Origin of the sequence: Caballeronia udeis, assembly GCF_044909315.1 — a bacterium.
Classification (GTDB): domain Bacteria; phylum Pseudomonadota; class Gammaproteobacteria; order Burkholderiales; family Burkholderiaceae; genus Caballeronia; species Caballeronia udeis_A.
The window spans coordinates 498170-519768 of sequence record NZ_JBIYEB010000002.1 but is presented as its reverse complement, the minus strand read 5'-3'; the positions used below and the strand labels follow the sequence as shown (position 1 = coordinate 519768).

18 protein-coding genes are annotated in these 21599 nt (G+C 60.6%); 11 read left to right on the top strand and 7 right to left on the bottom strand.

Annotated features, from left to right (window positions below):
• Positions 1 to 2: 2 nt before the first annotated feature.
• The 3 genes from ABH944_RS05005 to ABH944_RS04995 all read right to left on the bottom strand — a co-directional run bounded on the left by ABH944_RS05005 (position 3) and on the right by ABH944_RS04995 (position 5255).
• Entirely contained in the window at positions 3 to 902 is a 900-nt protein-coding gene (locus ABH944_RS05005) for a branched-chain amino acid ABC transporter permease (RefSeq protein WP_404604308.1), read from the bottom strand.
• A gap of 27 nt (positions 903 to 929) precedes the next feature.
• Positions 930 to 2129, bottom strand: a complete 1200-nt coding sequence (locus ABH944_RS05000; protein ID WP_404604309.1) for a branched-chain amino acid ABC transporter substrate-binding protein — start codon at positions 2127 to 2129, stop codon at positions 930 to 932.
• Positions 2130 to 2504: 375 nt separating this feature from the next.
• Positions 2505 to 5255 carry a UPF0182 family membrane protein gene (locus ABH944_RS04995; RefSeq protein ID WP_404604310.1) on the bottom strand — a complete coding sequence of 917 codons (2751 nt, stop codon included), beginning with the start codon at positions 5253 to 5255 and terminating at the stop codon, positions 2505 to 2507.
• Between the two features lie 553 nt (positions 5256 to 5808).
• Between ABH944_RS04995 and ABH944_RS04990 the strand changes: the two genes are divergently transcribed.
• The 4 genes from ABH944_RS04990 (at position 5809) to ABH944_RS04975 (ending at position 10880) form a co-directional block, all read left to right on the top strand.
• Positions 5809 to 7320 carry a sugar ABC transporter ATP-binding protein gene (locus ABH944_RS04990; protein ID WP_404604311.1) on the top strand — a complete coding sequence of 504 codons (1512 nt, stop codon included), beginning with the start codon at positions 5809 to 5811 and terminating at the stop codon, positions 7318 to 7320.
• 24 nt (positions 7321 to 7344) lie between these two features.
• Positions 7345 to 8370 carry an ABC transporter permease gene (locus tag ABH944_RS04985; protein ID WP_404604312.1) on the top strand — a complete coding sequence of 342 codons (1026 nt, stop codon included), beginning with the start codon at positions 7345 to 7347 and terminating at the stop codon, positions 8368 to 8370.
• 109 nt (positions 8371 to 8479) lie between these two features.
• On the top strand, positions 8480 to 9421 hold the full coding sequence (locus tag ABH944_RS04980; RefSeq protein ID WP_404604313.1) for an ABC transporter substrate-binding protein: 942 nt from the start codon (positions 8480 to 8482) through the stop codon (positions 9419 to 9421).
• Positions 9422 to 9581: 160 nt separating this feature from the next.
• Positions 9582 to 10880, top strand: coding sequence for an L-fuconate dehydratase (locus ABH944_RS04975; protein WP_404604314.1), 1299 nt, complete (start codon positions 9582 to 9584; stop codon positions 10878 to 10880).
• Positions 10881 to 10938: 58 nt separating this feature from the next.
• Here ABH944_RS04975 and fusA read toward each other — a convergent pair whose 3' ends face one another.
• Positions 10939 to 12990, bottom strand: coding sequence for an elongation factor G (gene fusA, locus ABH944_RS04970; protein WP_404604315.1), 2052 nt, complete (start codon positions 12988 to 12990; stop codon positions 10939 to 10941).
• A 261-nt stretch (positions 12991 to 13251) separates the two neighbouring features.
• Here fusA and ABH944_RS04965 point away from each other — a divergent pair, with 261 nt between their 5' ends.
• Together ABH944_RS04965 and ABH944_RS04960 are read left to right on the top strand one after the other, a co-directional pair.
• Positions 13252 to 13737, top strand: coding sequence for an aminoacyl-tRNA deacylase (locus ABH944_RS04965; RefSeq protein ID WP_404604316.1), 486 nt, complete (start codon positions 13252 to 13254; stop codon positions 13735 to 13737).
• An 81-nt stretch (positions 13738 to 13818) separates the two neighbouring features.
• Positions 13819 to 14556, top strand: a complete 738-nt coding sequence (locus ABH944_RS04960) for a BON domain-containing protein (protein WP_404659296.1) — start codon at positions 13819 to 13821, stop codon at positions 14554 to 14556.
• Between the two features lie 55 nt (positions 14557 to 14611).
• On the opposite strand, the gene ABH944_RS04955 is transcribed toward ABH944_RS04960, so the two are convergent.
• Both ABH944_RS04955 and ABH944_RS04950 read right to left on the bottom strand, forming a co-directional pair.
• Positions 14612 to 14812: a hypothetical protein gene (locus ABH944_RS04955; RefSeq protein ID WP_404604317.1), complete on the bottom strand. Its 201-nt coding sequence runs from the start codon at positions 14810 to 14812 to the stop codon at positions 14612 to 14614.
• Positions 14813 to 14829: 17 nt separating this feature from the next.
• Positions 14830 to 15204, bottom strand: a complete 375-nt coding sequence (locus ABH944_RS04950) for a DUF2784 domain-containing protein (protein WP_404604318.1) — start codon at positions 15202 to 15204, stop codon at positions 14830 to 14832.
• A gap of 134 nt (positions 15205 to 15338) precedes the next feature.
• Between ABH944_RS04950 and ABH944_RS04945 the strand changes: the two genes are divergently transcribed.
• Entirely contained in the window at positions 15339 to 15578 is a 240-nt protein-coding gene (locus ABH944_RS04945) for a hypothetical protein (RefSeq protein WP_404604319.1), read from the top strand.
• 271 nt (positions 15579 to 15849) lie between these two features.
• Here ABH944_RS04945 and ABH944_RS04940 read toward each other — a convergent pair whose 3' ends face one another.
• A complete protein-coding gene (locus tag ABH944_RS04940; RefSeq protein WP_404604320.1) occupies positions 15850 to 16143 on the bottom strand; it encodes a hypothetical protein in 294 nt (97 codons plus the stop codon).
• A gap of 1002 nt (positions 16144 to 17145) precedes the next feature.
• On the opposite strand from ABH944_RS04940, the gene ABH944_RS04935 reads away from it, so the two are divergent.
• From ABH944_RS04935 to ABH944_RS04920, 4 genes are all read left to right on the top strand, one after another.
• Positions 17146 to 18582, top strand: coding sequence for an NAD-dependent succinate-semialdehyde dehydrogenase (locus tag ABH944_RS04935; RefSeq protein ID WP_404604321.1), 1437 nt, complete (start codon positions 17146 to 17148; stop codon positions 18580 to 18582).
• A gap of 10 nt (positions 18583 to 18592) precedes the next feature.
• Positions 18593 to 19408, top strand: a complete 816-nt coding sequence (locus ABH944_RS04930) for an HpcH/HpaI aldolase family protein (RefSeq protein WP_404604322.1) — start codon at positions 18593 to 18595, stop codon at positions 19406 to 19408.
• Between the two features lies 1 nt (position 19409).
• Positions 19410 to 20390, top strand: a complete 981-nt coding sequence (locus tag ABH944_RS04925; protein ID WP_404604323.1) for a hydroxyacid dehydrogenase — start codon at positions 19410 to 19412, stop codon at positions 20388 to 20390.
• 169 nt (positions 20391 to 20559) lie between these two features.
• Complete coding sequence (locus ABH944_RS04920) at positions 20560 to 21516, top strand: MurR/RpiR family transcriptional regulator (RefSeq protein WP_404604324.1); 957 nt, start codon at positions 20560 to 20562, stop codon at positions 21514 to 21516.
• The last annotated feature ends 83 nt before the right edge of the window (positions 21517 to 21599 follow it).

Sequence of the window (21599 nt, the reverse complement as noted above, 5' to 3'; positions counted from 1 at the left end):
GGCTACATTCTCTCGACAACGCGTTCGCCGAACAACCCGGTTGGCTTGATCACGAGCACGCCGATCAGCACGCCGAACACGAACACATCGGTCCACCGTGACGAGACGTAGCCGGCGCCGAAGGCTTCGAGCAGGCCGATCAGGATGCCGCCGGCCATGGCGCCCGGAATGTTGCCAATGCCACCGAGAACCGCAGCGGTGAAGGCGCGCAGGCCAAGCACGAAGCCCATGAAAAAATTGATCTGCGTGTAGTAGATTCCTTCCATGACGCCTGCCACGGCAGCCAGCGCCGAACCCAGGAAGAAGGTCAGCTGGATCAGCCGTTCGACATCGATACCCATCAGGCGCGCCGCGTCCTGATCAATGGCCAGCGCGCGCATTGCAGTGCCGACGAACGTACGGTGAACGAAGAAATAAAGCGAGATCATCAACGCAAAGCTGGCCACGATGATGCCGACCTGCGCGAACGTCACCTGCACGCCGTGGACATCGAATCCTGTGTGGCTGAGCACATGGGGATAGGTGTTGAAACCGGCGCCGTAGAGCAGCAGCACGCCGTTTTCCAACGCGAGCGAGACGCCAAGCGCCGTGATCAGGATCGACAGCCGCGGTGCGCGCAACAGTGGCTGGTACGCAACCCGTTCGATCGCGAGACCAAGTGCGCCGGTGACCACCATCGAAGCCACAAGGGTGATCATCAGCGCCAGGGCGAGCGGCACGTGCGCTGCCGCAAGCGCCGTCAAACCGGTCCAGCCGATGAACGCACCGACCATGAACAAGTCGCCATGAGCGAAGTTGATCAGCCGGATGATTCCGTAGACCATCGTGTAGCCGAGGGCGACAAGGGCATAGAACGAGCCGATCGTCAGCCCCTCGATGACGAACTGGAAGAAGGTGCTCATGGCTTGAGCGCAGTAGGCGGCGGGCGACTATTTCATCGCCATCCAGTGTCCGCTTGCATCCTGCTTCTGGTAGGGCGCGAAATTGCCGTCGCGAACGATGATGGTGATATACACCGCCACGCTGCGGTCACCCTTCGGATTGAAGCCGATCGCCCCGGTCGCGCCCTGGTAGTTCGAGATCTTGTGCAGGGCAGCCGTGATCGCGGCAGGCGTTGCCGATTTCGCGTCCGCGATCGCTTTCGCCGTGACCCCGACGGCATCGTATTCGTAGACGGAATACGGGCCCGGGCCTTGCCCGTAAGCCTTTGTATAGTCGTCCACATAACCATGCGCGGCGCTCAGGAACTGCGCCAGCGGCGCCGTGGTGATGATCATGTCGTTGGCCGCCGGGCCCGCTGTTTTCATCAGCGTCGGGTCATTGGTGGCGTCACCGCCCATGAAGGTCATCTTCAGGCCCAGTTGCCGCGCCTCCTTCACGAGCAGACCCGCTTCGGAGAAATAGCCGGTGTAGTAGATGACGTCCGGTTTCAATGCGCCTACATGGGTCAGTGTTGGCGAGTAGTCCATCTGACCGGGTGTGATCGAGTCGTCGTAGACGACATCGACACCGTCCTTTTTCAGGGCTTCCACCGTGTTGTCGGCCAGGCCTTTGGAATAGGTCGTGTTGTCGTTGATCACGGCCGCGCGCTTGGCGTGTAGCGAGTTCTTCATGAAGCTGGCGGCAAACGGACCCTGCTGGTCGTCACGGCCGATCGTTCGGAACACGTTGTCAAAGCCCATTTCGGTGAGTTTGGGATTGGTCGATGCATCCAGTACGTACGGGATCCCGGCGCGATGAAATGTGGTGAGTTCCGGTAGCGCCGCGCTGGAGCAATAACCGCCGGCCACCGCGGCGACCCCCGCATCGACCAGTTTCTGCGCTGCCTGCACGGCCGTCTGCGCGTCGCAGGCGTCGTCCTCCGGCACTATTTCGATCTGTTTGCCGAGAACCCCGCCGGCCGCATTGATCCGGGCGGCGGCAAGCTTGGCGCCATTCACGATGTCTGTTCCGGCGTTGGCACTGCTGCCCGACAGGGGCACGGGCACGCCGATCTTGATGGTGTCGCCCTGGCTATGCGCCAAACCTGGGGCCATGCCGGCGAGCACGGCGAGCGCCGCGATTGCCGCTAGTTTCGTTTTCCGCAAAACGCGATCAGCGCCGGACGTGTCATTGTTCTGAGCAATCATGTTAGTGACTCCTTATTGTGAAAGGGATCGGATCGATCCGCCAACGGGATTGCCGGTGGCGTCAGAAAACAATTGAAAACTTACATTTTCATGCACGTCTAGAGCTGCCGGTTCAGTCGCCTGACCAGGGCGCTCATCGCAGCGCAATCATGAAAGCACTCCTTTCATGATAGGTGCCGCCGCACGTTTGGAGCGTATAGGGTATCTGCGTATAAAACATCATGCAACAGTGTCGACACCATCGTATTTTTGAAAACCTTGGGGGATGTTCGCACCGTGACGCGTCGAATCACATGACAACGTTTGCTTTCGTAAAGTGGAGACCGGACTCCTTACTTGTTGCGTTGAGCAGGCGCTCTTTGGGTTTCACACAGATCATTTTTGATCCGCGGGACGGCCGGCGCCGAGTGCCTCGAGCAGAGGCCTGAGGGCATCGAGTTCCGAGCCGAAACCGCTCCAGTCTCCTGCCTTCAATCTTTCGATGGCGCGGTCATAGTGTGCCAGCGCCTCGCGGGCGCGCGCGTCCGCCGTGCCCCGGGGCATGGCTGCCGGGGTGGTCTCCTTGAAGAGCGCCGCCAGGGCTTCGCCCAAGGTTTCCTCCATCACCACACGGTCACCGTAGGCGGCGATCACCCGCTTCAACTCGGGCAGCTGACCGGACGCCGCGCGCAAGTAGAGCGGGGAAATGTAGAGGATCGAGTTCTCGATCGGCACGACCACCAGATGGCCCCGGATGACCCGCGAGCCCATCTGGTTCCACAGTGAGATCTGCTGCGAGATCTCGGTGTTCTGCTGGATGCGCGCCTCGATCTGGAACGGCCCATAGACCAGCTTTTCCTTGGGGAAGGTGTAGACGATGAGCTTGCCGTACTCGGGCGGATCGCAACGCGCCGCGAGCCAGGCAATCATGTTCTCGCGCTGGCTGGGCACCATCGGCAGCATCAGGACGAACTCGGCGCGCGCCGCCCCGGGGAGCCGCATGACGGTGTAGTAGGGCGGCATCGGCATGGAAGCATTCCCACCGTCGATGCCGGCCAGTTCCTGGGGAAACTGCCAGAGATCCTCTCGATTGTAGAAGACCTCGGGTGTGTCCATATGGTAGGCGCGGTACAGCTGCGCCTGGATCAGGAACAGGTCCTCGGGGTAGCGGATATGCTGCTGCAGGTCTTTGGGCATCGCCTCCAAAGGCTTGAACAGACCCGGGAAGATCCGCTGGTAGGTCCGCAGGATCGGATCGGTGGGATCGCTGACGTAGAAGTCGACCGTGCCGTTATACGCATCGATCACCACCTTGACCGCGTTGCGGATGTAGTTGCCGCCGTCGCCGATACCCGGCTGGGCGTAGGGGAACCAGCTGCTGGTGGTGTAGGCGTCCTGCATCCAGAAAAGGCGCCTGTCGCTCACGACAATATACGGGTCATGGTCGAGGCTCAGGAACGGAGCGATGGTGCGCACCCTGTCCTGAATGTTGCGGCGGAACAGGATCCGGCTCTGGTCCGTGATGTAGCTGGTCAGCAGGATGTTGGGATCGTCGAACTGCCAGGCGAAGAGGCTGCGTCGCGCCAGGCTGCCCACAGCGACACCGTCGTGCCCGCTATAGGCGGCGTAGACGTTGTCTTTTCCTTTTGGGTAGTCGAACTCGGGTACGTTGCCCTTCACGATCACATAGTCCTGATCGCCCCCGCCAAAATAGAGGCGGGGTTCGCGGATGGCCGGGCCACCGTTGGCGACGGGCGGAATATCCTGCAGATAGAGGGAAGGCAGGCCTTCCGTGGATTTCTCGGTGACCGGCGACATCACGACGCCGTTGCCGTGGGTGAACAGGAGATGCAGGTTCACCCAGGTCTGGGCGTTCGCCGGGAGCATCGCCGGATCCAGTTCGCGCGCCGACAGCATCACCTGCCGGTAGCCGTCGTCAAGCAGGTAGCGATCGATGTCCACGGAGAGGAATTTGTAGTAGGTCCTGATCTCCTGCAACTGGGCGTAGGTATCCATCAATGGCTGCACATCCCACAGGCGGATATTGTCGATGGTTGGGCGATTAGCCTGGAGCGAGGCGAGATTGAGCCCTTGCTCGGCCGGAAACGGTTTCGCCGCGATCTGCTCGAGGCCGTAGGCCTTGCGCGTCAGCGCGATATTGTGTTCGATATACGGCGTCTCCAGTTGGAGCTCGCTCGGCTTGACGTAGAAGCGCTGGAACAGCGCCGGGTAGATCACGGCAAACGCAAACGAGCCGCCGAACACCAGTAATACCGACACGGCAGGAACTCGATAGCTCCGCCAGCGCATATTGGCCCACGAGGCCACGGAGGCTGCAGCGGCAACGCCGACGAGCAGCCACAGGACCGGCAGCACGACGTGAACGTCGGTATAACTGGCGCCGACCACGACACCGTTGTCGCCGTACAGCAGCAGGAAGCGGTCGAGTCCGTAGGACCATGCCTTCAGCACGAAGAACAAACCGAGCAGTGCAGAACCATGAACGGCGGCGGCGGGCGAGAGTCCACGCGGCAACTGCTCGATGGCGATATCGCCGCGCATTGCGTAGACCGCGCCTGCAACGGCTGCGCTGCAGAAGAGCACACGCAGCAGCCAATTCTTGAGCGCGATATAGACGGGCAGCGAGAAGAGATAGAAGCCGATGTCCTTGCCAAAGATCGGATCGCGCTCGCCAAAAGGCACTTGGTGAATGAAGCGCAGCGCCATGTCCCAGCTCGAGATTTCGCTGGCGGCGACGAGCAGCCCTAAAACGATGGCGACGCCGGCGATGGCTGCGCGCCAACGAATGCGCGGCGCGACCCGGTTGGCCAGATCGCTGATAGCCGCCGATCGACCGAACGAAAAAGCTGCTGACACCTGCGAGAATCCAAGGTCCCTCGCGTAACGATGCGCGAGAAACCCCGACGCCCATATAGCACTTGCCGATACGGCGAATACGGCGACGAAGAGGAGCACCTGAGCTGCAAGAACCGTCCAGAAAACATCGGCGTAGCTGATTGAAGAAAACCACAGCCAGTCGACCAGGATGCCGGTGATGCGCCCGACGACAAGCAGGCAAAGTACGACGAGCGCAACCGTGATCGCAGTGCGTCTCAAGCGCGCGCCTGACCTCACTTGCGACCGCATCGATCATGCTCCTTTGCTGGCCCGTCAATCACGGCCGGCGGTGGCCCCATCATTGTCTGCCGTTGACCTGTCAGGCGCGTGGATCAACCCGTGATCGATACGCCCCTCATAGCTCAACGCGCAGCCACGCAATGACGCATGGCAGATGACGCCAGATGAATAATTGTAGTCCGGCGAACAAAAGGCGGTGCGCTCGCCAGACCGGACTTGCGCGCGTGAACGCGACGTGTCTGCAGCAGCCTCGGGCGGAATGACCCCGGCCCTTTCCAAGGCATCCCATGCAAAACGAAACGGGTGCATCGCACATAGTGGGAAGCCTGGCCCAGATGCGCCTGCCCATGACACTAGGGAATGCCTACGCTTGAGCCGCCGCCGTGCAGCGTCGTAAAATCGTGGCACATCGGTTTGGGGGACCAGCAATGTGTCTGGCTTCTCGTTGCGATTTCAGCCGCGATTTCCGGCGGCACCCGGCGCCCCGGCGCCCGACGCTTTTCCGACCCGCTCCTCGCGATGAGGCCAGCGGAGGTCACGGAATTGTCGTCAAATCCGCGCCATGATGCCGCTCATTTCCGTCAAAGGGCTCAGCAAGAGTTTTCCCGGCGTGAGGGCGCTTCACGAGGTCCAGTTCGAACTGGTGGCGGGTGAAGTCCACGCGCTGATGGGTGAGAATGGCGCCGGCAAGTCGACGCTGATGAAAATCCTCGCGGGCGTGTACACCCGGGATTCCGGCGAAATCCTCTATGACGGCCAGCCGGTCGAGTTCTTGAGCCCGCGGCAGGCGCAGGCCATGGGCGTCTGCATCATTCATCAGGAACTCCAGTTGATGAACCATCTGAGCGTCGCCCAGAATATGTTCATCGGCCGTGAGCCGCGCGGACGCCTCGGCGTGTTCCTCGACGAAGACAAACTCAATGCGCAAGCGAACGACATTCTCGCCCGCATGCATGTGAAGCTCAACGCGCGCGCCATTGTCAGCACTCTTACGGTTGCCAAGCAGCAGATGGTCGAGATCGCCAAGGCATTGTCCTTCGATTCGCGCGTGCTGATCATGGACGAGCCCACTTCGGCGCTCAACGGCGCCGAGATCGCCGAGCTTTTTCGCATCATCCGGGAGCTGAAGAGCCGGGGCGTGGGGATCATCTATATCTCCCACAAGATGGACGAACTGAAGCAGATTTCCGATCGGGTCACCGTGTTGCGTGACGGGGAATACGTGGCCACCGTCACCGCCGTCGACACCAGCGTCGAAACGATTATCGGCATGATGGTCGGGCGAACCTTGACTGACGTCGTGCCTCCTGACAGCGCCGCGGACAAAGGCGAGGTCGCACTCGATGTAAAGCATTTAAACGCCGGCCCGCTGGTCAGGGACGTGAGTTTCGCACTGCACAAAGGCGAGATATTGGGCTTTGCCGGCTTGATGGGCGCCGGTCGCACCGAGGTCGCCCGGGCGGTGTTCGGCGCAGATCCGATCGAGTCCGGCGAGATTGTCGTGAAAGGCGTGAAGGCGACGATCAGGAATCCGAGCGATGCGGTGGCGCGCGGCATCGGCTATCTCTCGGAGGACCGCAAGCGCTTTGGCCTTGCGACGGGAATGGACGTCGAATCGAACATCGTCATGTCCAATCTGCGCAAATTCCTGTCGCTCAATTTTTTCTTGCGCCGTGCCCAGATACGCCGGACAGCCTCCCATTTCATCAACCTGCTTGCCATTCGTACGCCCTCCGCAGCGCAGCCGGTGCGGCTTCTCTCGGGCGGCAACCAGCAGAAAATTGTCATTGCGAAATGGCTCGAGCGCGACTGCGACGTGCTGTTCTTCGACGAGCCCACGCGCGGTATCGACGTCGGCGCCAAGAGCGAGATCTACAAGCTCCTGCGCTCGCTCGCCGGGGAAGGCAAGGCGATCGTAATGATCTCGTCGGAACTGCCGGAAATCCTGCGCATGAGCGACCGCATTATCGTGATGTGCGAGGGCCGTATCACCGGCGAGCTCTCGGCCATGGAGGCGACGCAAGAGCGCATCATGCAACTGGCGACGCAGCGGGAATCCCTGAAAGCGGCATGAGTTTCGAGAGGAGAGGTTCAATTTATGACACTGCCATCGGATACTTCGGCACTGGCGAATGAGGGCCGACCGTCCAGCCTCAGAGCCCGCGTGTTCGCGCCGGCCGCTTTGCAAAAGCTGCTCGCCTTCGGGAGCCTGGTCCTGCTGCTGGCTTTTTTCAGCTTCGCCTCGCCCGCCTTCATGCAGATGGACAATATGCTCGGGATCCTGCAGGCGACGGCGGTCAACGGCGTTCTCGCAATTGCCTGCACGTTCGTGATCATCACCGGAGGCATCGATTTGTCCGTCGGCACCCTGATGACCTTCACGGCGGTCATTTGCGGCGTGTTCCTGACCTATTGGCATTTACCGATGACGGTCGGCGTGATTGCTGCGATTGCAACGGGCGCGATCTGCGGGACCATTTCGGGAACACTCACGGCGAAAATGAAAATACCGCCGTTCATTGCTACGTTAGGCATGATGCTGCTGCTGAAAGGGCTGTCACTGGTCGTCTCGGCCGACAAACCGATCTATTTCAGCGACACCGAAAACTTCTACAGGATCTCTCAGGATTCGCTGATCGGCTATGTACTGCCGAGCCTGCCCGTTCCCAACGCGGTCCTGATTCTGTTTTTCCTGGCGGTCGTGAGTTCGATCACGCTTAATCGCACCGCGCTCGGCCGCTATACCTTTGCGCTCGGCAGCAACGAAGAAGCCGTTCGCCTTTCGGGCGTGAATGTGGATCGATGGAAGATCGCCATTTACGGCCTGGCCGGCGCAATTTGCGGCATCGCCGGGCTGCTTATCGCCTCGCGCCTGAATTCGGCCCAGCCGGCGCTAGGCCAGGGTTATGAACTTGAAGCCATAGCAGCTGTGGTGATTGGCGGGACCTCGCTCAGCGGCGGTGCGGGCACGATCCTGGGCACGATCATCGGCGCTTTCATCATGAGCGTGCTGACCAACGGCCTGCGCATCATGTCGGTCGCTCAGGAATGGCAGATCGTGGTCACAGGTCTCATCATCATTCTCGCGGTTTATGCCGATATCCTGCGACGCAAGAAAAGCTGACGAAGGCTGACCCAGCACGAGACAAGATCAACACAAGATCAGAAAAGGGAGCGCCGGCGGCTCCCCCAACGGCTGAAGGTTAATGGCCCACCTTAGGAGGAGAACCACCATGTTGAAAAGAAGACTAATCGGTGTCGTGGTCGGCGTTGGCGCGCTCATTGGCGGGACAAGCATCGCGCGCGCAGACGAAGCCTACATCCCGCTGATCTCGAAAGGCTTCCAGCACCAGTTCTGGCAGGCCGTCAAAGCCGGCGCAGAACAGTCGGCCAAGGAGCACAGCGTCAGGATTACATTCGAGGGGCCGGAAACCGAGGCCATGGTCGATAAGCAGATCGACATGCTCTCGGCCGCGCTCGCCAAGAAACCCCAGGCGCTCGGCATTGCCGCACTCGACAGCAAAGCGGCCATTCCGCTGCTGAGGAAAGCGCAGTCCGAAAAAATACCGGTCATTGCCTTCGACTCGGGCGTCGACAGCACCATTCCGCTGACGACGTGCGCGACGGATAACGTTGCCGCAGCCGCACTCGCCGCCGACAAGATGGCCGACGCTATCGGCAATTCCGGCGAGGTCGGTCTGGTCGTGCACGACCAGACTAGCCGCACCGGCATCGATCGCCGGGACGGTTTCCTGAACGAGATGAAAACGAAGCATCCGAACATCAAGATCGTCTCGGTCCAGTATGGCGGCGGCGACCACCTGAAGTCCGCGGAAATCGCCAAGACGATGATCCAGGCCAATCCCAATCTCAAGGGCATTTTCGGCGCGAATGAAGGCTCGGCGGAGGGTGCCGCGATCGGCGTCAAGGAATCAGGCAAGAAGCTCGTCCTGATTGGCTACGACTCCGGCAAGGAGCAAAAGGACGACATCAATTCCGGCCTGATGTACGGCGCCATCACGCAGAACCCGGTTGGCATCGGCAAATGTGTCGTCGATTCCGCGGTGAAGGCGCTGAAGGGCGAGACGCTGCCCAAGAAGGTCGACACGGGCTTCTATTGGTACGACAAGACCAATATGAGTGATCCCAAGATCGCTGCCGTGCTCTATGACTGACCGTCGCGTCAGCGCGTGAAGACGAGAGGGGCCGCGGTATCTTTTGACGCCGCGGCCTTCTTTGTTCATGGGCTTGGTTCATAGGCTTAGTTCATGGGCTTAGTTCATGGGCTTGTTCCCAGGCGCGAAGTAGATATCTGTCGAAGAGGAGGATGTTCAGATGCCCACGATCACCAAGCTGTCCGTCCGGGACATCCGGTTTCCGACTTCGCGTTCACTCGATGGCTCCGATGCGATGAACGCCGCGCCGGATTACTCCGCCACCTACGTGACGCTCGAAACCGATTCGCCCGATGCGCTCACGGGCCATGGCCTGACCTTCACCATCGGGCGCGGCAACGAGATCTGCGTGAGTGCGGTACACGCGCTTAGCCCTCTTGTCGTCGGCAGAACGCTCGAGGACATTGCCGCGAACATGGGCGCTTTCTGGCGTGCGCTGACCTCGGACAGCCAGTTGCGCTGGATCGGCCCGGACAAGGGCGCCATGCATCTGGCGACGGCGGCTGTCGTGAATGCGGCCTGGGACCTGTGGGCCAAGGCGGAAGGCAAGCCGGTGTGGAAGCTGCTGGTCGACATGAGTCCAGAAGAACTCGTGCGTTGTCTCGACTTCCGTTATGTGACCGATGCGCTCACGCCGCAGGAAGCCATCGCGATGCTGCATCGCCATGCAAAGACCCGCGGCGAGCGCGAAAGGGAGATGCTGGCGCACGGCTATCCGGCCTACACGACGTCGGCAGGCTGGCTCGGCTATGACGACGACAAGATCCGCCGGCTCGCCCGTGAAGGCGTCGCGCAGGGCTGGACGCACTTCAAGCAGAAGGTGGGCGGCAATCTCGAAGAAGATATGCGCCGGGCCCGCATCCTGCGCGAAGAAATCGGCGAAAACCGGAAGTTGATGATGGATGCGAACCAGGTGTGGGATGTCGATGAAGCGGTCGCGAACATGCGGCGCCTGGCGCAATTCGATCCGTGGTGGATCGAGGAACCCACGAGTCCCGACGACGTTCTCGGCCACGCGGCCATCCGGCAGCGGATTCGGCCTATCGGCGTCGCGACGGGCGAGCACTGCCAGAACCGGGTGATGTTCAAGCAATTGCTGCAGGCGCAGGCGATCGACTTCTGTCAGGTCGACAGCTGCCGTCTGGGCGGGTTGAACGAAGTAATCATTGTCCTGCTGATGGCCGCCAAATTCGGCGTGCCCGTGTGCCCGCATGCGGGCGGCGTCGGCTTGTGCGAGTACGTCCAGCACATTTCGCTGTTCGACTATATCTGCGTGTCAGCGTCGCTTGAAAACCGGGTGCTGGAGTATGTGGACCATCTGCATGAGCATTTCGTCGATCCCGTCGTGATCCGGAACGGCCGCTACATGCCGCCGCAACGTGCCGGCTACAGCATCGAAATGCATGCGGCGTCGCTCGATCAGTATCACTTTCCCGAAGGTCCGGCCTGGCGCGCCTGAGACGGTACGCACGGCCAGGAAGGGGCGAACTTCTTCGCGGGCCGTGACCGCACGTCACTCATGACGTCGCGGCGTCGCCATGGTTTTTGTGCTGCGCCGCCATCCGCTCCTGCTGGGCAGGGGGAGCCGGATCGTAGTGGCTGAGCTGGATGCTGTAGTTGCCGTGCCCGCCGGCGATGGCGTTCAGACGCGACTGATAGTCGTTGAGTTCGGACAATGGCACCTGGCCTGCCACGACCACGGCGTTGCCAGCGGCCGTGCGGGTGCCGTGGACCTGCCCGCGCTTGGCGGACAGGTCGCCGATGATGTCGCCCATCGTGGCATCCGGTGTCGTCACTTCGATGTCCACAATGGGCTCGAGCAGGATGGGCCGGGCTTTCAGCACTGCATCGATGAAGGCCTTGCGCCCCGCGAAAACGAACGCCACCTCCTTGGAGTCGACTGAATGGCTCTTGCCGTCGAAGACGGTGACCCGGACGTCCTGCATCGGGAAGCCGGCAAGCGGCCCGCTGTCGATGACCTGCAAGATGCCTTTTTCCACGGCGGGCATGAACTGGCCGGGGATCGCACCACCCTTGACGGCATCGACGAATTCGAAACCCGCGCCTCGCGGCAAGGGCTCCACGCGCAGCATCACTTCGCCGAATTGCCCGGCGCCGCCGGTCTGCTTCTTGTGGCGGTAGCGCCCCTCAGCCTTGGCGCCGATCGTTTCCCGATACGCAATCTTCGGCGGCCGCGTCACGACCTCGAGCTTGTACTGTTCGGATAGCCGCTCCAGCATGAGGCGCAGGTGCAACTCGCCGAGACCTCGCACCACCGTCTCGTTAGTGCCGACCGGGTGCTCGATGCGCAGGCACGGGTCTTCCGCGCTCAGCTTTTGCAGAATCTCCCAGAGGCGCTGCTCGTTGCCCCGGCGTGCGGGTTCGATCGCGAGTCCATAGATGGGCGTGGGGAAGTCGAGCGGGGTCAGGTGGATGTCGCCGTCTTCGGGGGAGTCGTGCAGGACGCTGTCGAAACCGATTTCATCAATCTTGGCCGTGGCGCAGATGTCGCCTGGGCCGGCTTGCGGAACATCCACGTGTTCCTTGCCCTGCAGCATCATCAGGTGGGTGACTTTGAACGGCTGGCGCCCGTCACCGATATAGAGCTGGCTATCGCGCCTGACCGTGCCCTGATGGATGCGAAACACGGCCATCTTGCCGATGTAAGGGTCCATGACGATCTTGAAGGCGTGGGCCAATACATGCTTGTCGGCGATCGGTTCGGCGCGCACGACTTCCTGGCGGCCGCCGCCATCGCGGTAGAAGAGCGGCGGATTGCCTTCCATGGGATTGGGCAGGAGCCGGACGAACACGTCGAGCAATTCCGCGATACCGGCGCCGTTGGCCGCTGACGTGAAGCAGATCGGTACCAGATGCGCTTCGCGCAACGCCCGCTCGAAGGGCTCATGCAACTGCTCCGGGGTGATCGCCTCGCCTTGCTCCAGGTACAGCTCCATCAGGGCGGGATCGATCTCGACCACCTGATCGACCAGCGCATTGTGCGCCGCCGCAACCGACAGGAAGTCTGCCTCTCCGGCAGGCTCGAAAAAACAATCCACTACCTGACGGCCGTTTTGCGCGGGCAGGTTGATGGGCAGGCATTCCTTGCCGAAGGCCTCCTGGATCTGCGTCAGAAGTCCCGGAAGGTCGACCTTTTCACCATCGATACCGTTCACGATGATCATTCTGCAGAGCTTGCGTTTCTCGGCCCACGCCATCATGCGCCGGGTGGTCATTTCGATGCCGGTCTGTGCATTGATGACGATGGCGGCAATCTCCACAGCGGGCAGGGCGCTGATGGACAGCCCGGAAAAGTCCGGGTAGCCGGGTGTATCCAGCAGATAGATGCGGGTATCCCGGTAGTGCAGGTGGGCGACGGCGGAGTTCAGCGAGTGGTGATATTTGCGCTCGAGCGGGTCGAAATCGCAGACCGTGGTGCCGCGCTCCACGCTGCCTGGCGCGCGTAGCTCACCGCCCTGGTACAGCAGGGCTTCCACAAGCGAAGTCTTGCCACATCCGGCATGGCCGACCAGAGCGATGGTGCGGATGGCGTCGGGGCTGTAACGCATGATCGCCCTCGTCCAGTAGTGGATGTGGAGCAATTATTGGCGAAAACGGACCCGTATGCCATAAGGGGTAATTGGCTCGTTCGCAGGCACTTGCCGAAGAGCCCGCCTGGGCGCCATGTATTTGGCGAACCGCAATTGTCACGCCCGCGCTGGTCACAGCGCCGCCGTCAGCATGTTTTTCACGGGCAAGCGAAAGCGAACTATTCTTAAAGAATCGTGCGCAACGATCTCCCGTTCTCTACCTTTCAGAGGAGGTGCGTCATGTCAATGTCTGCCACTCTCGAGGACTGCCTGCGCAGCAAGGGCTCCCGATACGAAATCGTGCATCATCCGCACAGCAATTCCAGCATTGGAACTGCGGCGGCAGCGCATATTCCCGGCGATCGCCTTGCCAAGACCGTGCTTTTTGAAGACGAGCACGGCTATGTGGCCGCTGTGCTGCCATCGACTTACGCCGTAAGGTTGTCCGAGTTGTGGGCCAGGACCGGGCGCCACCTGATGCTGGCCAGAGAGTTCGACTTGCGCGAACTGTTCAAGGATTGCGAGGTGGGGGCGCTCCCGCCGGTATGTACGGCTTATGGCATGCAAACCTATCTTGACGAGAGCCTTGCCAGCCAGCCGGACGTCTATTTCGAAGCCGGTGATCATGAAGAGCTGATCCACATGGGCACGGATCAATTCCTGGATCTGATGGATCAAGCCGAGCGGGCGCGCTTCGCCCGTCGTATGCAGGCTTTGCCAACGTGACCGGCGCCTCCTGATGCGGCAAGGCTTGCGCAGCGCGGTATAAAGCGCGCTGCGCCACCCAACCTTTGCGCGAGGCAGATCATGCAACGCAGCGACACGGTCTTGAAGCAGGTGATGGCGGCCTTCGAACGCGACTCCCACCTGAAGCTCCACAATCATCCCATTCATATGAATTTCGACGGCGATGTCCTGACGGTGGCAGGCGAGGTGCCGGATATCGCATCCAAGAAACGCCTGCTTCAACTGACCCGGATACACAGCGAGGGGAGTGATCTCGTCGACCAGTTGCGTGTCACCGCCAACCCGCCGGTCGGCGATGGCGAGTTGAGGGCGCGTATCTGCGAACGGCTGGCGCAGGCGGTGGATTTTCGTAATTGCGTGATCTGCGCGCGCATCAAGGGTCAGCTCGAAGTATTGCGAGGCACCATAGACGAGGCGGGCAACGACGGCAGCGGCGTCATGGAAGTGACCGTCGAGGACGGTGTGGTGACCTTGACGGGGCAAGTGATCAGCTTGTCTCACAGGCGTCTGGCGAGCGTGACTGCCTGGTGGGTCGGTGGTTGCCGCGACGTGGTGAACCTGCTTGAATTAGTGCCCGCCGAAGCCGATGGTGACGATGAAATTTCCGAGGCCCTTCACCTGGTGCTCGAAACGGATCAGCGTGTGCGCGCGGAGCAGATCACCATCAATGTGGAAAACCACAGGATCACGCTGGGAGGTTGGGTGGCGACTGACGCCGAAAGACGGCAGGCGGAACAGGACGCGTGGTGTCTGGATGCTATCGATGGCGTCGTCAATCGCATCCAGGTGCGGGCCTGAGCCGACCGCAGGTCCGCGTGCGTAGTGTTGTCCGAGGTCGATGTCAAAGACGGCCTTAAGGTACAGGCGATACAGGCCGTTTGACCTTTACCGGACCCTGTCGCGAGATGATCCCGCGGCCTACCGTCAGGATGAGGCGCGGATACTCGGCAACCTGGGTACGCTCCTCAGCCAGACCCGGCGACCGGATGAAGCCGAGCAGGCGAGGCGTGACGCAGCCCGTCTTCTCGATACACCGGACCGCCGTAGATCGCACGGCAAGGCGCCTTTCAGTTACATGCGTTGCCGGGGCGGAACCAGGCGCCAGGTCAGTAGCACCACCAGGGCAAACACCACGTAGGCGAGAGTGAACATCCAGGCTGATACATCGTAGTAGAGGAGACGGCTCACCCAACGCTGGATAAAACCCTGCGTCCCAACCGAGCCATTGCGCAGCCAGTCTTCCAGGACCGTCAGGGGGCAAGCGATACCCAGCAGTGACAGCATCGACACCAGGCCGATCGCGAATAGATGAGCAAGCCGGAACAGCCGGAGGCGTACCCATTCCCAGCCGAGGCCCGAGCCAATCCAGATCGCCGCAAGTCCGCCTACGATAAAGAGGGCGATCAGCGCGTGCAGGACGAGCACCGCATCGGCGAGCCAGATCATGATGTCCTCACTCTATCCGCGGCGAACTTTCGACTGGTTTTTGTGCGGTGCCGCGATGCACGCCGCGCCCTTGGCTAAAGTTTTCCAATTTCTTGTCGTCATACAGAGCGCTACCTATTAGACCGGAGACCGTGATGAAGTCGGTAAGCGCAGAAATCGACATGTTGGAAAAGATGCTACATGAGCTGGTTCGGCGTCCACGTTTGATGCGTAGCGCCTACTGGTCGGCGAACATTGAGTGCCTTCTGGCACGCCCAGGACTCCGGGTTCAAGACAAAGCACGGCTGGCTGCCCTGCTCGATTTGATCGGCGCCGTAGCACCAGCCGGTGATGTCGCCCAGGATTTGCGAGCCGACGCCTTGGCTGCGACCTGAGCCGGGACCGGAGCGGTCCGCGAATTGACCGGGCGTTTCTGAGTCAATTCGCTCTGGCGAACTCCGCCGGAGTGGAGGGCAGCACTCGCTACGCGAACACTGCTGAGTGCCCTCTTTGTCCCAATATTTGCGCAATTCGCCCTCAGATCGACAGGTGCGGCAAAAAAAGGACGCCTGTATCGGGCGGCCAAACGATGAGGCGGTTGCGAAGAAATCGTGTCGATGTCAGCAGCTTGTCGCAAGCTGCCAAATCAGGAAACCTTCCGGCTATCTAGTAACTTGATTTACGTGTTCCGGGTTGTGCGGTGCTGGCTGCCCTATTCCCCTGAGTCGAATTATTGTTGTTTGGGTCGGAGTCGTAGTACGCATCGGCGTCGGGTTGTGCGCCGTGGTTGGGAGCGGCGTAGGTTCCACTGCCTGGCATATAGCCGCCTACCGACGGGTCGCCAGAAAAACTTGCGCCGCTTCCCGCGATGCCGTTCTTTGGCATGGCGCCACCATACATTGCCTGGGCGTCAGCGACGATCGGTATCAAGAGCACGAAGATTGCGAAGACGTTTTTCATTTGGGGGATCCGTTGTAACCCCCAAAAAATAGCGTACCGGGTTGGTGGCTGTGCGACGTTTTGTTGCCGCTGTAAGACGTTTGGGTCGAGGTGCCGGGTGAGGGCGCGATACCCGGGCAATATAAGCTTGCTTCGCGACCGACAAGAATCATTCGAACGATGCAGGTTACGCGGCACTGGCCTCGAACATGACGGAAGCGATTCAGCGGGTGATGTCGCTTCTATGAAAGCTGGATTTGACGCTGGTATGAGGGATCGGACTTGAACCGGTAAGCCGTTAGGCGGCGGATTTTAGCGAGGCGGCCAATGATCGCGGCGAGGGCAAGATACTAGGCGCGCCTAATATCCAGCCTGAAAAGGCACCGTACAGACATACAGGAATGCAACGCGAAAAACCCGCACAGTCTTACGTTGTGCGGGTTTTGATCTGGCCGGGGCGAGAGGATTTAAACCTCCTGCCATCCGGCGCATGGCTGATGAGCACAACGTGTGCATTCGGGAACGGAGCCGCAATAGCGACGCCTGTTACGGACATCGCGGTTATTGAATTGATGCTTCTGCGCGCTTAAGGCCGTGCTAAATACCAAGCATTGCTAAAGAATTTGATGAGAGCGCTTAAATCGGACCTTCTTGTGGACTGCATCTCGTCTCCTTCCTAGTTTTACCCGATACCTATCCGCGGTGCCGTCGGGCCCCGCCGCGATCAGTACAAGGCCGTTGCACGGGTTTCCTGCTCAGGGTTGATGTGATCGTTTTCCCTTACCCGACGACTGACTGACGCAGATCCGCAAAGCCGCAACCCCGTCTGCACGGTGCCACAGCAACCTCCCCGATCTCGCCGCTTGCCGCTCACAGCGGCTTGCACTTCCTTGACATGCAACAAAAATTGCGTAGTATTGGTATAGCAATATTAATTGCATAAGCGTTGGTGTCCAATCGCCAGCCGCGCCAGGATCGCACTCCGGCGTCACGCAGCGACAGATAACGGGAGGAGTGGGAGTCATGTATGAGAAGTTCGGTTTGTTCATTGGCGGCGAGTGGCGTTCCACGGGGGGCAATGGCTTCGCAGAGGTGTTCGACCCTGCCACTGAGGACGTCCTCGGTCACATACCCCTGGCTTCAGTGGAGGACGTGGAGCGGGCTATCGATGCGGCGGCTACCGGGCTGAAGCTCTGGCGGCAGACGCCTGCCTGGACGCGTGCGGACATTCTGCATCGGGTGGCCGATGAAATGCTCCGGGCGACAGAAGAGGGCGCACGGCGCATCACGCTCGAATCCGGCAAGCCGCTCGTTCAGGCGAAGCGGGAATGGCAGCTGAGCGTCGACCAGTTTCGCTGGTATGCCGAAGAGGCGCGGCGCATATACGGGCGGGTTGTGGAAAGTCGTGCTCCGGGCGGCCGGTTCGAAGTGCTGCACGAGCCGGTCGGGATCGTGGCAGCCTTTACGGCGTGGAATTTTCCCGCCGTGCTCATTGCTCGCAAGGTCGCGCCTGCGCTCGCTGCCGGGTGTTCAATCATTGTGCGTCCGTCGACCGAAGTACCGGGCGTGGCGATGGTCATCTTCGAATGCCTGCGCAAGGCCGGTGTGCCCGCCGGTGTGGCGAATCTCGTGATTGGTCCGACCTCCACGACCTACGCCACGCTCGTTGCCTCTTCTCAGGTGAGAAAGATCACGCTGACCGGGTCGACATCTGTTGGCCAGCAGATGATTCGCGATTCGGCACAGACGCTGAAACGCGTCAGCATGGAACTGGGTGGGAATGCACCCCTTGTGGTGTTCGATGACGCCGATCTTGAAACTGCTCTGGATCTGGCCGTTGCAACGAAATATGCAAACGCGGGGCAGGTGTGCGTCACGCCCGACCGCTTCTATGTCCAGAAGGGCATCTACAGCCGGTTCGTTTCTGGTTTCACCGAGCGTGCCAAGGCGCTACGCCTCGGCAATGGGCTGGACGATGCGACGCAGATGGGCCCGCTTATCAATCAGCGCCGACGCGAAGCCATTGAGTCGATCGTGGCAGACAGCGTCGCTGTCGGCGCAAGCGTCGCAGCGGGAGGAAGCCGTCCGCCAGGGTTCGGCAAAGGCTTCTTCTTCGAACCGACGGTGCTGTCCGACGTTCCTCCACAGGCACTGGCGCTAGTTGAAGAGAATTTTGGCCCGATCGCTGCGATTACTCCATTCGGTGATCCAGAGGACGCCTATACCTGGGCCAACGATTCTCCATACGGCCTGTCCGCCTATGTATTTACAAGGAACCCGAGACGAATCCGGGAAGCGGTGTCACGGATAGAGGCGGGCATGGTTGGTGTCAACAGTTTCGCACTCGCAGCAGCCGAGGCGCCGTTCGGCGGGATCAAATCGAGCGGCATGGGGCGGGAGGGCGGACTCGAAGGTGTCCTTGACTTCATGAATGTCAAGCTCGCGCAGATTGCAGTCTAGGAGAGGGGCTATGAAACTCAATAACATCAAGTTGCTGTGGTCAGACGGCAAGCCTGTCGTGAACGGCTGGCTTGCCTTGGCGTGTCCGTTCTCTGCCGAAATCATGGCAGAACAAGGATATGACTCGATCACGATCGACATGCAGCACGGCCTGGTTGGCTACGAAGTTGCCACCACCATGCTGCAGGCGATGCGCGCAAGCCCGGTGGTCCCGCTTGTCCGGGTGCCGTGGCTCGACCCGGGCGACATCATGAAAGCGCTCGATGCGGGCGCGTACGGCGTGATTTGTCCGATGGTCAATACAGCGGAGGATGCGGCGACGCTGGTTTCCTACGTACGTTATCCGCCCCTGGGCTCGCGCAGTTTCGGACCGATACGCGCGAATTTTTCCGCCGGTGCCGACTATGGCCAGCACGCTGACGAGCAGGTTCTCTGCTTTGCGATGATCGAGACGGCGGAGGCCCTTGCGAACATTGACGAGATCGTCTCGACACCCGGTCTGGACGGTGTCTATATCGGACCGGCGGATTTGACGCTTGGTTTGACGGGTAAGAAATATCCGCGTGGATTCGACCGCGAAGAGCCGGAAATGGTCGAGGCCATCCAGCACATCCTGAAGCGTGCACATCACGCCGGAATCAAGGCCGCGCTGCACAACGGAACGCCGGAATATGCGGCTCGCGCAGTGGAGTGGGGGTTCGACCTTGTTACGGTGTCCAGCGACGCGCGGCTGCTTGCGGGTGCGGCGCAGGCAAGCGTGAAGTCCTTGCGCGCGATGCTCGGCAAGACGACGTCTTCGGACGCAAAGCCGGCGGGAGGTTACTGACATGCCCCACGTACTGGTAGCCGGACGGATTCACGACGCGGGGCTGGATATCCTGCGCAATGCCCGCGGTCTGACATTCGATCTCGTCGAGGACATATCGGTCGCGTCCTATGCACCGCTGGTACCGAATGCGGATGCGATCCTCATCCGTACCCAGCCACTGCCGCGTGCGGTGATCGAATCCGCAACACGACTCAAGATCGTGTCGCGACATGGCGTCGGGTTTGACGCTGTTGATGTCGACGCATTGACCGAGCGGTCCATTCCATTGGCGATTATTGGCGACGTCATCTCAAACTCGGTCGCCGAGCACAGCATGATGCTGGTGCTTGCGCTCGCCAAGCGTACGATCGTGTACGACCAGAAGACCCGGGCCTCTTCCTGGCAATATCGGAATAGCTACGATGCATGGGAGCTCCACGGCCGGACGTTGCTGCTGCTGGGGTTCGGTCGTATTGGCAAGGCGATGGCGAGAATGGCCGCAGGGTTTAACATGAAGATTCTCGCCTACGATCCGTACGTTGCCGCCGAAATAATCAGCGCATCTGGCGTAACACCTGTCAGCGATCTGCGGCAAGCCCTCGCTGAGGCTGATGTCGTGTCAGTTCACATGCCGAAGTCAGTGAATGGTCCGTTGCTCGGAGCCCGGGAATTGGGGTGGATGAAACTCTCGTCGATCGTGGTGAACACAGCGCGTGGAGGAATCGTCGACGAGCAAGCACTTCGGGAGGCGCTGTCCGCTGGCCGTCTGGCCGGTGCTGGCCTGGACGTGTTCGAGAGCGAGCCGCCGGGGTCGGATAACCCCCTGTTTGATTTCGACAATGTCGTGCTAAGTCCACACTCTGCGGGCTTGACTGAAGAAGCGGCGGCCGGCATGGCGATGTCCGCTGCCACGAATATTGTTAACTTCTTCGCTGGCCATCTGGACCCGGCGCTGGTGGTCAACGACGTGGGAATTGCCCCGCCCGCGACAATGGACTGAGTAGAGGGCTGATGGGGCAAAGAGACAGTGGGGACAGGTGTGAGAGTATTGGTCGAGGGCGGCCACATGGGCGACGCTGACCGGGTATTGCGACTCAGGCTTGCCGGAGGCGACCACTGGTGGCATCGTTTGGCTGACAGGACTACCAGCGAGGCGAGACGCAACCGGAATGACGAGCGAAAAGAAACCGAAGATGACCAGGGAAACGACCGGCGAGCAGCTTATTCCGGAGGAGAACTACGAGGGGATCGTCAACGTAATCACCACGGAGTACCCGAAGCTGTCTGAGCGGTATCAGCAGGTAGCGCGGTTTTTCACACAGAACCCCAACGTGGTGGCGCTGGAGTCGATCAACGCGATCGCGGCCAAATGCGGGGCACATCCTTCCATACTCGTGCGTTTTGCACAGCACTTCGGATATTCCGGCTTCAAGCAACTCCAGGCGGTGTTTCAGACGCGTCTTGCGACCACCGCTCCGGGTTTTCGTGAGCGCATCAATGCCTTGGAGGTGGATCTCAAGCGCAACGTCGATCAGGGCAACCTTGGATTTTTGCATGACCTGGTGGTGCGTGACATTGCGACGCTGCAGGCGCTGTTAAGCAACGTGACCGAGGAAAGCCTCACGCAGGCAGCCCACTATCTGAAGGACGCGCAGACGATTTACATCGCGGGCCAGCTTCGTTCGGAACCCATAGCGCAGTTTCTGCGCTACATCCTCTCGATGCTGCAACGCAAGGTGATCCTGCTTGACGCATCAGGAGGACTGGCGCCGGAAATGGCTTCGACGATGGCCCGGGAAGATGTGCTGGTCGCCATCGCCTTTCGCCACTACGCCAAGGAGGTCGTCACGATCTCGGACATCGCCGCGCGGGCGGGCGTGCCCATTGTGGCGATTACAGACAGTCAGCTTTCGCCTCTCGCGAAGGACGCAAGCGTGCTCTTTGCCATTCCGGAAGAGGAGTACACGTTCTCGCGTTCGCTTGCTGCCCCCATGTGCCTGACTCAGTGCATCGGCATTGCCCTCGCTGCGCTTCTTCAGCCCGGCCATGACGGAGCGCCTCGCATTGCGACCGTCACAGAGAACGAGCGGAACCGGGGCAAACGGTCCCGGCAACGCACGCAATGAGGCGACTGATGTAACAGGCGCATCACGTCGGTCCGGCACAGTAGTCGCTTCAGGTTTTTCCCCCGGAATCCCGTTGCCGCCCG